At 55.2% G+C, this 12,517-nt stretch carries 8 protein-coding genes; 3 read left to right on the top strand and 5 right to left on the bottom strand.

Annotation, left to right across the window (positions count from 1 at the left end; genetic code table 11):
• Positions 1–11: 11 nt before the first annotated feature.
• On the bottom strand, positions 12–1,286 hold the full coding sequence (locus SACSAC_RS15720; protein ID WP_037288026.1) for a S1C family serine protease: 1,275 nt from the start codon (positions 1,284–1,286) through the stop codon (positions 12–14).
• Between the two features lie 276 nt (positions 1,287–1,562).
• Here SACSAC_RS15720 and SACSAC_RS15715 point away from each other — a divergent pair, with 276 nt between their 5' ends.
• Both SACSAC_RS15715 and SACSAC_RS15710 read left to right on the top strand, forming a co-directional pair.
• Entirely contained in the window at positions 1,563–4,760 is a 3,198-nt protein-coding gene (locus SACSAC_RS15715) for a GNAT family N-acetyltransferase (protein WP_037288025.1), read from the top strand.
• Positions 4,757–5,644, top strand: coding sequence for an amidohydrolase family protein (locus SACSAC_RS15710; protein ID WP_037288023.1), 888 nt, complete (start codon positions 4,757–4,759; stop codon positions 5,642–5,644). The genes SACSAC_RS15715 and SACSAC_RS15710 overlap by 4 nt, the downstream gene beginning before the upstream one ends.
• A gap of 78 nt (positions 5,645–5,722) precedes the next feature.
• Here SACSAC_RS15710 and treR read toward each other — a convergent pair whose 3' ends face one another.
• The 3 genes from treR to treC all read right to left on the bottom strand — a co-directional run bounded on the left by treR (position 5,723) and on the right by treC (position 10,369).
• Entirely contained in the window at positions 5,723–6,448 is a 726-nt protein-coding gene (gene treR / locus SACSAC_RS15705) for a trehalose operon repressor (protein ID WP_037288021.1), read from the bottom strand.
• Between the two features lie 135 nt (positions 6,449–6,583).
• Positions 6,584–8,620: a PTS system trehalose-specific EIIBC component gene (treP, locus tag SACSAC_RS15700; protein WP_037288018.1), complete on the bottom strand. Its 2,037-nt coding sequence runs from the start codon at positions 8,618–8,620 to the stop codon at positions 6,584–6,586.
• A 39-nt stretch (positions 8,621–8,659) separates the two neighbouring features.
• Positions 8,660–10,369: an alpha,alpha-phosphotrehalase gene (gene treC / locus SACSAC_RS15695; protein WP_037288015.1), complete on the bottom strand. Its 1,710-nt coding sequence runs from the start codon at positions 10,367–10,369 to the stop codon at positions 8,660–8,662.
• Between the two features lie 351 nt (positions 10,370–10,720).
• On the opposite strand from treC, the gene SACSAC_RS15690 reads away from it, so the two are divergent.
• On the top strand, positions 10,721–11,314 hold the full coding sequence (locus SACSAC_RS15690) for a TetR/AcrR family transcriptional regulator (RefSeq protein WP_037288012.1): 594 nt from the start codon (positions 10,721–10,723) through the stop codon (positions 11,312–11,314).
• Between the two features lie 28 nt (positions 11,315–11,342).
• On the opposite strand, the gene SACSAC_RS15685 is transcribed toward SACSAC_RS15690, so the two are convergent.
• Positions 11,343–12,326, bottom strand: a complete 984-nt coding sequence (locus tag SACSAC_RS15685) for an NADP-dependent oxidoreductase (protein WP_051507168.1) — start codon at positions 12,324–12,326, stop codon at positions 11,343–11,345.
• Positions 12,327–12,517: the final 191 nt, after the last annotated feature.

Raw genomic sequence — 12,517 nt, 5'->3', positions numbered from 1 at the left:
CCCGGACTCGCTTAAATTTGCAGATTGTCGGTCAACGACAAGGTCAGTTCCGTCTCGCTTCCGTCGCGGTAGATCGTCAATCGCAGATCGTCTCCGACCTGTTTTTCGGTAAAGAGATACTGTCTGAGCTGCTGAGTGCTTTCGATCGGCTGCCCGTCGGCGGCGGTGATGACGTCAAGCGATCGCAGGCCTCCGCGCGACGCTGCGGAGTTGTCCAATACGCGATCCACGATAACGCCCGATTCGAGATTTTGCGGCAATCCCAGCTCGGCGCGGTACGCGGAACGGATCGAAGCCAGATCGGCAAGCGTCGCCCCCATCGTCGCGCGATGGACTTCGCCGTTGGCCTCCAACTGCTCGATGATCGGAATCGCGTAATCGATCGGAATCGCCAATCCGATGCCTTCGACCGTCTCGGTGCTGATCTTCATCGAATTGATGCCGATCAACTTGCCGGTCGCATCGAGCAGCGCGCCGCCGCTGTTGCCTGGATTGATCGCCGCGTCCGTCTGAATGGCTTCGGATTGGAAATCCGGCTGCTGGTCTCCGTTCACGTCGACCGGAACGATCCGCTCCAACCCGGAAATGACGCCGGTCGTGACCGATCCGGCAAATTCAAGTCCCAACGGATTGCCGATCGCGATGACCGGTTGACCGGCTTTGAGCGCAGACGAATCCCCGAATTCGATCACGGTGTCCGCTGCGGAAGCCTCCATCGTTACGACGGCCAGATCGGTCCAAATATCGGTTCCGACCAGTTTGCCTTGCACGTTCGTGCCGTCGGCCAACGTGATTTCGAGTTGATTGGCGCCGGCGACCACATGATTATTGGTCACGATATAAGCCAAGTCTCCTTCTTTTTTATAGATCACGCCCGATCCCGTGCCTGCCGGAACGTCTTCGGTGCTTTGCGGAATGCCGAACAGTCCGTTTTGCTGCCGGCTTTGGATATTGGTGATGCCTACCACGGCATCGCCGACGCGTTCCACGACCGCGGGCACGTCAGCGCCTTCGGCAAGCGTCAACGAAGCCGGATCGGCAGTTTCTTCGTTCGGCGCTCCCGCCGTTCCGACCGTGTCGCTCTCCGCCTGTTCCTGAACGGCTTGCGGCTGCTGGGAAGCGGCCGACGAACCGCCGCCGTCCATCCATCCGACTCGCGGCAGAATCAACGCCACGAGCAAAGCGCCGACGACGAGTCCGACCAGGCTGGACAGAAAATACCCGAAACGGCTGCCTCCTTTTGAACGGCGATTTCCGGCGCCCGATTGGTCATTCCGATGCTCCATGCGATCCACCCTTTCTGTTGAAGTTAAGATTGCTTAGGGCGCGTACGCAAAATCTGCTTCCGGCGGAGTTTGCGTACACGCCCTATTTTAATTCGTCTCTACTTTCACATACCCGTGCCTTTTGCGAATAAAACGCCGAAAAAGCTTTGAACGTGCAGCAATTTCGTTTTCCCGCTGAACAAAACGGGCTTTTCTGGAATCCCAACCAGTTTCCGCTTATAATTAAGTTGTTTAATCAATTTATGCCCGATGTCAGTCAGGCAAGGGAGGCAAGACATGAATACCATCAATACGGCAAACATACGCATCGTTGAATACAAGCCCGAGCACGCGGCTTCTCTGGCCGAGATGTGGAATCTCAGCAGCGAGAGCTGGGGCGGGGACGCATACGTACATACGGAAGAAGAAATGCTCGCCAAGCGGGCACGCAGCAGCGATCTCCAGACTTTCCTCGCGCTGGACGGCGATACGGTCGTCGGCTTTTGCAGCTTCTCCTACTATCAGGAAGACGAGGGCGCCATGTATATTCCGCTTCTGAACGTAAGACCGGATTATCACGGACGCAAAGTCGGAAAAATGCTAGTCCTCAATGCCGTCCGCCGCACGATCGAGATGGGTTGGCCGCGTCTTGACCTGTATACGTGGGCAGGCAATATCAAAGCGGTTCCGGCTTATAAAAAGTGCGGATTTTTCTGGGAAAAACGCGAAGATACGACGCATCTGATGAACTTTATTCCGAGCGTATTGGCTACGGAAGCCGTCGCGGACTTTTTCGCATCGGCCGACTGGTACGCGGACGGCAAGCGCGACCTGTCCCTTCGTCCTGACGGCGACAAAGAGAACGGCTTCGACTTCTTTACCTATCAATGGGAAAAAGACGGCCGCTCGCTGACCATGCAGTTTGAACGGACAGGACGCGGGCTGCGGAAAATCGAAAACGACGACTATTCGATCGAAGCGGTGATCGAGCGCCATCGTTTGCCGTTCGGACGCAGCTATCCGGTCACCTATGCAATCACGAATAAAAGCGGCGCGCCGCTGGACGTACGCATCGCCGGCAAAAACGGAAAAGACGTTAACTTTACGCTGGATGAACATATCCTTTTGAATGAAGCGGGCAGCACCAAAGAAGTAACGGGTGCGTTCGAACTACTCGAAACACCGGAAGAACCGAGCGCATGGCGCACGCACCCGGGCGTTGAAGCGGAACTTTCGATCAATGGAAAAAAAGCTTCGTTCAAAACCGGCGTAGCCCCCGTATTCCCGATCAAACTGACGACCGTCGCAACGGACACTCTATTCGATCCCGGCAGCGAAAGCGAAGTTCAAATCGGCTTCGAAAGCCGCTTCGCCGAAGATGTCGAAATCAAAGTCGCACTGCCCGAATCGGAGGCTGTAAGTTTCCTGCCTTCGACACTCACTCTGCAATTGCCCGCAGGCGGTCGAGCTTCAGCCACTGTACAAGCTCAGGTTCAGCAGCCTGGAATTGCAGCGTCGGATGTCGAAATCGCGGTTACTTCCCAAAGCGAGACGTTTACGGTGCGCGGAGAGCTTCAAGCCTATTTCGCTTCGCCTTCCGGTACGTTCCGGGGCGAAACCTCCCAAGAATGGATCGCGGGCAGCGGATCGGCAACCGTTCATTTGAGCAAATCGAATAATCAATTAAGCATTCGCATCGCGGGACAAAAGCAGTCTCCGTTCTGGTTTGACCTGCCGAAGCTGGGCCCTCCTTTCAGCGATCGGTTTATTGAACGCAAACCGACCGATGTCCGATTCGAACAACGCGGCCTGCATATCGCGTTGGAAGCGGACTACGACTGGCAGGAACCCGAAGGCGTTCGCCTGACCGTAGTGGCCGAACTTTCGCCGAACGGGTCATTGAAGCTTTTCCACCGCGTGCTTCGAACCGAAGGAGACGCCCTGGCGAACGACTTGAAGCTCAAGCTGGCGCTCCCGATCTCGTTCCTGCAAGCCGTACTTCCTTACGACGGCACCTTCGTCGATCTGGGAACCGGCGCGGACGCGATCCATCGGGAATATTGGAGACCCGAGAAGCTGACGGAAAACTGGATGTTCTTCCGCTGGCCGAGCGCGGCGTGCGGCGTCGTATGGTCGAAAGAGCTTCAGCCCGTGCGCAACGGCTGGCGTTATGCGTTCGAGCATGCGATCGGTTCGCTCGCGGCAGGCGAATCGGTATCTACCGCCCCGCTCCAGCTGTTCGTCGGAACTTTCGACGACTGGAGAGAACTGCGTGCCCATGCATTGGGACAAAGTGCGCTGGCACCGCACCATCCGTGGCCGCTATCGGCTGAAAAGCGTCGGGAACACGGAGCTTCGCAAACTACCGATCATCTTGCAGCTTCGTTGAACGGCCAGAACCCGTTCCTGCCGGACCGGTTCGAGGCCAAGTTGATCGAACGCAAAGACGTCGGTTTGAACGGTACGCTTGAGCTGACTTCCGATCTCGGTTCGATCGCAGCTTCGGTATTGAAAGCCGATCCGGCCTTGGAATTGCGCGAAGTTACGGAGACGTTCGAATTGGATAACCGCAACGAAAGCGACATCGCGACTTTTAATTTCAATATGGACGCCTTCTCTTTCCGCCGCAGGCAGCTTGTATTCCCTGCTCCGACAGCTGATAGCGAAGGCATTCGCAGCCAGCGATTGACCGTAGAAGGACTCGATACGTATGAGATTACCAACGGTGTTCTGACGCTTCGCGTCTCTCCGGCATTCGGCCCTGCCCTGCACTCGCTGAATTATCACGGACGCGAATGGCTGCATTCTTCATTCCCTCAGGCGGGTCCAAAATCGTTCTGGAATCCGTGGTTCGGCGGAATCGCGAGTTCTCCGTCCGGCATCACGCTGCGTTCGCTGCTGGAAGAAGAGATTACGGCCGAATTCGACGAGGTAAAAGACAGCCTCGGCAACATGTGGTCGGGCATGCGCGTGTCTGTGGACATCAAGCAAAATGAAGCTCTTAAAGGCATGCGTTACCATCAATACTTCCTGCTCCGCCCAGGCTCGCCGGTCATGGCCCACGTGACGAAGATCGAGCAGCTTTCCGGCAAACCGATCGAGCATGCCGCCATGCAAAAAGGAGCGTACTACTCCAGCTCGGCCGATCTGCGCGACGGAAGATTCGAGGTAAGCGATACCCGCGGAGACCGAATCGCGTATAAAACAGGACGTTACGATACCGACCTGGAATTCGAAGGGGTGCTGCGACTCTCCTCCGATGAACGCAAAGAAAAGCTGCTCGTTATTCCCGGCGAGGAAGAAGCCTTGCAGCAGTATGCCGTGTTGGTCAACGAACTGTCCGGCATCATGTACAACGACAAGTTCGACGGACGCGACGGCAGCGTCAGCTTCACTCGTCCTTATTTCTACGTATTGACCGATCTTGATCCGCAGGACAACGAATTATCGAACCTGCGCCGTATTCGTTTTGAAAAGGGGGAACCGCAAGCATGAAAATCATCGATGCCCATATTCACTACTCCGAGATTGAAAGCTTCCATCAGACCGCCGACGAGGTGGCTTTGCTCAGCTATACGCCGGAAGGTCTCGCTGACGAATTCCGTCGGGCCGGCGTGATCGCTGCAGTCGGCATGGGCGTAACCGAGACGGTTCCCGGCGGATTTCCCGACAATGCCGCAGCGAACCCGATGGGACTCGATCTGGGCGGCGGGACGCTAGACACGCTGCCGAAGACCGTATTCGAATGCGCGGGCATCAACCCGCACACGCTGCGCGAGCCGGGACAATTGGAGGCTTTGGAAAAAGCTCTTCAACATCCCAAGACTGTCGGGATCAAGTTGTATGCGGGGTACTACCACTTTGCGGTAAACGACCCGATCTACGATCCGGTCTACGCATTGGCTTCCAAGTATAAGCTGCCGATCGTGATTCATGGCGGCCTGACCTACTCGGATCGCGGCTTGCTGAAATACTCGCATCCCCTGTCGATGGAAGAAGCGCTTCTCGCGCACCGCGACATCACCTTCATGATCTGCCACCTCGGCGATCCGTGGGTCATGGATACGGCGGCCATGTTGGAAAAAAATCCGAATCTATACGCGGATCTGTCCGGTTGGATCGTGGGCGATGACAATAAAATCACCCGTCTTCTGACCGAACAGACTTACGTCGATCACTTCAAACGAGCGATCGTGTTCGCCGAGCGTTACGACCGACTCGTGTTCGGGACCGACTGGCCGCTGATTCCGATCGATTCGTATATTCGCTTCGTGAAGCATCTGATTCCGGAAAAATACTGGCATCATGTGTTCTATCAAAACGCGCTGGACGTGTTCCCTAAGCTGAAAGACGCGATCAAGGAACTTGAAGCTGAATAATGCAACGACTTAAAGAAGCCCTCGACCTTCGCATCATGCGAAATGTCGGGGCTTCTTTTTTTGTCGTACCCTAACCTATTACTCCTCCGCCACCGCGCGACGAGCGAAGTCCACAAACTGAAACTTATCCAGACGATGCCGAGACTCCGTGTACTGGAATAGCGTGGTATCTTCCAGATGCACATAGTTGCGTACCACGACAATGTGCGTATCCCGGCCGAGGTCGAGCAGCCGTTTGTCTTCGGCAGATATTTTTTCCACCGAAATCTCTTTTTTCGCATACGCGATCTTCAGCGAGCATTCGCCTTCCAGATACGCGTAGATCGAATCGGCAGCGATCTCCGCAGTCAAAGCAGGGATCACGGAGGCGAGAAAGTAATCTTTGTCCAAAATGACGTTCTCCCCTTCGATCTCCCGCGCCCGGACGACCTTCCAGACCTCTTCCTGCTCGGTAATCTGAAGCTGTCGCGCCACGTTCTGCGGACACGGAATCCGAATCGTCTCATGCACCAACGTACGCGCGGAGCGTCCCAGACGTTCGGACAATTCTTTGAAGCTGACCAGACCCGAGATCGGGAACTCCATGCGGTTAATGTCGAGCACGTAGGAACCTTTACCGCGAATCTTGTGAATGTAACCGTTTTGCGACAACAGGTGGAGCGCCTTGCGCACTGTCTCTCTCGACGTGCCGTATTCTTCGGCAATCTCATTCTCCGAAGGGAGCTTGATTCCCGTTTTCAGCAGGCCCGTCTCGATCCGCTGCGTATAATCCGTATAAATTTGCGAGAAAATGTTTTTGTTCATCGTTGATCACCGTGACCCATTTTACGGGGGATTTTGTGAAAAAGCAAAGAAGTTTGTCATGTTTCCCGTTACTCCGGCAAGCGAATTATTCGGATAGCGATTCGCGTGCCGGATGGTTTCACGTACGTTTCGAAATCAGACGCCCGCTCCGGTCAAATGAACCCGAATGACCGGCGTTTCGCCTTCTTTCGCGTTGCCCGGAATTTCTTCGACGCTTTCGACCATGTCCTGCCCCGCCGGAATGATGATAGGCGAGATTGTGGCGTAGCCGCCGGCTTTAATGATTTCTTGGTCGAATTCGAGTAGCAGTTGGCCTTCTTTCACCACGTCGCCGGTCGCGACATGGGCTTTGAACCCGCTGCCTTTCAAGCCGACCGTGTCGATGCCGACATGGATCAGCACCTGAACGCCGGTCGCATGCTCCAAAATGACGGCATGCTTGCTCTTGTCGATGACGTGTGCCACCGTTCCGTCGAACGGCGCGACCACGCGCCCTTCCGTCGGTTCGATCGCAATGCCTTCGCCCATTTGCTTTTCGGCGAAAGCAGGGTCGGGCACGTTTTCGAGCAGAACCGCTTTACCCTGAATCGGAGCGGCCAAGTCCAACACGTTCACCGCGTCTTTGCTGCCCGCATTGGCCGTAGTCGTATGCGAGACCACTTCGTTTCCGGTATTCGGAATCGGGCTTTGCGCGTTTTCGACTTTTTTCACGTCGCGTTCCGCCAAGTCTTCTTCTTCGACAGGTTCACCGGCAGCGGCTTGTTTGCGGGTCACGATCTTGCCGTAAACAATCGTGCCGACGAACGGAAGCACCAGACAGATCCCCATGCCGATGAAGAAGATGCTCCAATCGCCGACATTGACCGCCAGGAAGCCCGGCAGACCGCCGACGCCGACCGCGAATGCGCGAACGTCGTTCATCGTCAGCAGCACGCCGCCGATCGCGGAACCGATCATACCCATGAACAGCGGATATTTGAAGCGGACGTTAACCCCGAATACCGCAGGCTCCGTTACGCCCAGGAATGCTGTAATGGAAGTCGTAGCCGACAAACTTTTCATTTTTTGCGAGCGGATGACGAACATCATCGCCAGCGCCGCGGCACCTTGCGCAATGTTGGACAACGCCAGCATCGGCCACAGGAACGTCCCGCCGGTGGAGTTGATCAACTGCAAATCGACCGCAAGGAACGTGTGGTGCATCCCCGTAATAACGAGAGGGGCATAAAGACCGCCATAGAGCAAACCGCCGAGCCAAGGCACGGTATCGAACAACCATACTACGCCGTCAGTCAACCAGTTGCCGAGCGTGAACGTGACCGGTCCGATGACGACAAAGGCCAGGAAGCCCGTGACGAGCAGAGCGACCGGAGCGACCACCAGCAGTTTGAGCGAATCGGGAACTTTTCGGTTCAACCATTTTTCGATCACGACCAATACGTAAGCCGCGACGAGCATCGGCAGCACTTGGCCCTGGTAGCCGACCGCATTGATATGTAGGCCGAAGAGGTTCCAGGTTGGTACCGTTCCTTCATTGAGAGCCGCGGCATAATCGTAAGCGCTCATCAGACCCGGGTTTACCAGGATCAAACCGAGCACGACGCCGAGCAGCGGACTGCCTCCGAACCTTGTGGCCGCCGACCAACCGACGAGCGCAGGCAGGAAGGTAAAAGCGGTGCTTGCAATCGTATTCACGATTGCGGCGAAGTCGGCCCACTGCGGATAAACTTCGACCAGCGACTTGGCGGCGAAGAAGATGTCTTTACCGGTGAGCAGGTTATTGATGCCGAGCAGCAGACCTGCGGTAACGAGTGCCGGCAGCAGGGGGATAAAGATATCGGACAGCGTTTTGATAAACTGCTGCACCGGGCTCTTATGTTTGATCGCCGCCGATTTTACGTCGTCTTTGGTAGCGCGTTGGCCTCCGGTAATCGCGATCAATTCGTCATAAGCTTTATCAACGATACCCGGACCGATAATGACCTGGAACTGACCTTGCGTGGAAAAGTAGCCTTTTGCCAGCTCGTTATCGTCCAACGCCTGCTTGTCGACCTTGCTTTCATCCACGAGCGAGAAACGCAGCCGCGTGACGCAGTGCGTCGCGACTTCGATATTGTCCTTGCCGCCTATGGCCTGGACGATCTTCTCGACATCTTCTCTTTTTACCGACATTTTCCCAACCCCATTCTTTGTTATGAAATGCCGGGGGATTTACCCCCGGATGATCCACATAAACGATGCGTACGGTTCCAGCTCGAGCTGATCGCCCCAAACCGGCGCTTCGGGTCTGTTGCCGGACAACAGTTCCAATTGGGAATGACCGAGCGCGGCATAAGATTCCGGCAGCGTGAAGACGGCTTCTTCAGACGTAAAATTCGAGACGACGATCAGCGTGTCGCGATCGTTCATTCTCGCATAAGCGAATACCTGCGGATGTGCTTCATCCAACCGGATATAGCGCCCGTCGATCAGCACGTCTTCCGTTTTGCGCAGCGCGATCAGATTCTTGTAATGGCTGAACACCGATTCCGGATCTTCGCGCTGCATTTTGACGTTGATCTCCGGATAACGTTCGTCCACCTTGATCCACGGCGTACCGTCGGTGAAACCGGCCTGCGGACCGTAGTTCCACTGCATCGGCGTACGGGCGTTGTCGCGCGAGCGCTTGGCAATGATCTCGAAAGCGTCTTCCGGCGTCTTGCCCATCTCGACCATGATCCGGTACATGTTGGTCGACTCGATGTCGCGGAATTCGGAGATATCGTTCCAATTCGGATTCGGCATGCCGATCTCTTCGCCTTGGAAAACGTAAGGCGTGCCCTGCAGACCGTGAAGCGTGGTCGCGAGCATCTTGGCGCTTGCCACGCGGCAGCGGCCGTCGTCGGCAAAACGGGACAACGCGCGCGGTTGATCGTGATTATTCCAGAACAGCGCGTTCCAACCTCCGCCTTCATGCATCCCGATCTGCCAAGAAGACAGAAGACCTTTTAAAGCTTCGAAGTCGTAGGGCATCAATTCCCACTTCTTGCCTTGCGGATAATCGACCTTCAGGTGATGGAAGTTGAACGTCATCGAGAATTCGCGTTCCTCCGGGTTCGAATAACGAATGCAGTGCTGAAGCGTCGTAGACGACATCTCTCCGACTGTAATCAGATCGTACGGACCGTATACTTGCTCATATAACTCTTTGATGTATTCGTGCACTCTCGGTCCGTCCGTGTAATACCGCCGTCCGTCTCCCGTCATGATCGAGCCGTCGTCGTCCGGGAAGTTCTGGTCTTTGGAGATCAGGTTGATGACGTCCATTCGGAAACCGTCAACGCCTTTATCCGCCCAAAAACGCATCAGATCCGCCGCTTCCTGCCGAACCTTCTTGTTTTCCCAATTCAGATCGGCCTGCGTTTTATCGAACAGCGCCAGGAAATATTGCCCCGTCGCTTCGTCGTACTGCCAAGCCGAGCCTCCGAACTTGGATTGCCAATTGTTCGGCACGCCGCCGCCGGGAGCCGGGTCGCGCCAGATATAATAATCCCGGTACGGATTATCTTTCGACTTGCGCGATTCCTGGAACCAGACATGCTCCGTCGACGAGTGATTGACCACGATATCCAACATCAGGTGCATATCGCGAGTTTTCAATTCGGCCATCAATTCATCGAAATCTTCCATCGTTCCGTACATCGGATCGATCGAACGGTAATCCGATACATCGTAGCCGTTGTCGTTCTGCGGCGAGTTGTAGACCGGCTGCAACCAGACGATGTCCGTTCCCAGATCTTTCAGATAATCAAGCTTCTTCGTAAGTCCCCGAATATCGCCGACTCCGCTTCCCGTCGTATCGTTAAAGCTTCGTGGATAGACTTGATAAACGACCGATCTGCGCCACCATTCTGCCCGGTTGTTCGAATTCTTAGTTGTCATCTGCGTACCTCCTTCGGGTATACCCAGAGGCCGCAGACTTTTCGAAAGTCCGTTCGCAGACAGCGAATATCTACAGCCTATACCCTTCATGTATATACAAGTATGTGTCGAAGCCGATTCTACTCCTGTATATACAAGAAGTCAACCTGTGTAATATATAACCCAATGAAAAAGCAAGCAAACACTTTTGAAGGATCTTATTTTTTCCATTACCCCAAATTCAAAGCATGAAGCCGACAAAAAAGAACATCGAGCCGGCGGCTTTTTCGCAAAGTTGCTTTTTCGCTGTTTGTCCCGATCGGATTTCGTGTTTAAATGGAGAAAAGAACCCGGCCGACAAAGGAGCGAAACATGCCGTCCATCCACCAACAAATGAACGAGCGAACCCGAGCCGCCATTCGCGAAACGTTTATCGAATCAGTCCGAGAATCGGGTTTCGACAAAGTAACCATTCGTCAAATCGTAGAAAAAGCAGCAATCAATCGCGGAACGTTTTACTTGCACTATTCGGACAAATACGATCTGATGGCGCAGATTCAAAACGAGCTGTTGGAAGGACTCCTGCAGGTGCTGATCGTGGCGATCGATTTTGGCGAGACTTACCGTCATTACTTGGAAAAAAAGCCTTATCCGCAGTTCACGGCGATTTTCGCCTATTTCGCGCACCATGCCGAACTGTTCGAACTGCTGTCCGGCAAAAAAGGAGAAGCGGGTTTTCCCGCGAAACTCAAAAAGACTGTTGCCGGAAGCTTTCATAGAAAGCTGGACAACAGTCGTATTTTCGAGAGGCACCCTTCGGTTCCTCCCGATTATTTTACCGCCTATACCGCTTCGCTGCTGCTCGGCATCATGGAAGCTTGGCTGGAACGGGGACAAAACGAATCGGCCGAGGAGCTGGCGTTGATTTATAACGAATTGATGGCGATGCAGCGTATTTTGCGTTAGAGATTCGGCCTCGCGCTCGAGCTCGCGATCAGGCTTCTTCGGGAACGATCAACACTTTGCCGCGAAGCGTGCCTGCGGCACTTCGCGCATGCACGTCGCGCAAGCCGGCCAATCCGATGCGTTCGTCGATGCGGATCTTCACCACGCCGTCGTCGATTAGCCGCGTAATATCCGCCAACTGTCCGGCATCGCCGTGCATATGGATCATTTTGCCCGTGACGCCGCGGTCCCGAGCAATTTCTTCGTCGACAGGCGACCAAGCACTGATCAGCGCCCCGCCTTCGCGAAGCAGTTGCATCCAAGCGTTGACCTGATCCGGCTCGGCCAGCGATACGTTGACGATCAGGTCCAACGGTTCGACGATCGCCCGCGTCCAATCGTCTTCTGCATAATCGAGCGTTGCGTCCGCGCCCAGTTCTTTGACCTGCGCCGAAGAAGAAGCGGACGAGACCCCGATCACGTAAGCATTCGCACTCCGGGCAAACTGAACGGCGTAATGCCCTACGCTGCCCGACGCGCCTACGATCATCACCCGCTGCCCGGCCTTCAAAGCGCCGTGTTCGAACAAGGCTTGCCAAGCGGTCAGCGCGCATAGCGGCACGCCGCCCGCGTCGGCCAAATCCAGCGTTTGCGGCGCCGCCGCCAAGCCGTTTGCTTCGGCGATCGCATATTCCGCCGCGCCTCCGCTTTGGGTCAACGTTCTGGATTGATACACGCGGTCGCCCGCGCTCCAACGCGTGACGCCTTCGCCGACCGCCGCGACCGTGCCCGACAATTCGATGTTGGGCACGAACGGGAAGGCTTGCGGGAATTGACCGCTCATATAACCGGCCCTCAGCACATTGTCCACGATATTGAATCCGCTGCCCGCGATCCGAACCAATACTTCCCCGGCGGCAGGAACCGGCATCGGAATGCGCTCCACGACGATCTGCTCGGGACCTCCGTATTCGCGATACAACGCGGCTTTCATCGTCTTGTTCGAACCGCTTGCCGTTTGTTGATTTTCCATGTTCACGACCTCTTTCCGTTATCGAATGATGACGGCCTCCGAATCGGCGCCGTTTGCCTTTTCAGCGTAAATCGGAAGCCGGAGACATACAATCGACAAAGACAAGCGATTTGTTGAGCGTTCGGCATTTCGGTACGTACGAGTTTGCTTATACGCACTAAAAAAAGACGAAAAGCAGTCGGCGCGGCGGC

It is taken from the genome of Saccharibacillus sacchari DSM 19268 (genome assembly GCF_000585395.1).
Classification (GTDB): domain Bacteria; phylum Bacillota; class Bacilli; order Paenibacillales; family Paenibacillaceae; genus Saccharibacillus; species Saccharibacillus sacchari.
The sequence above is the reverse complement of the archived record's forward strand: the minus strand, read 5'-3'. Positions and strand labels throughout refer to the sequence as shown.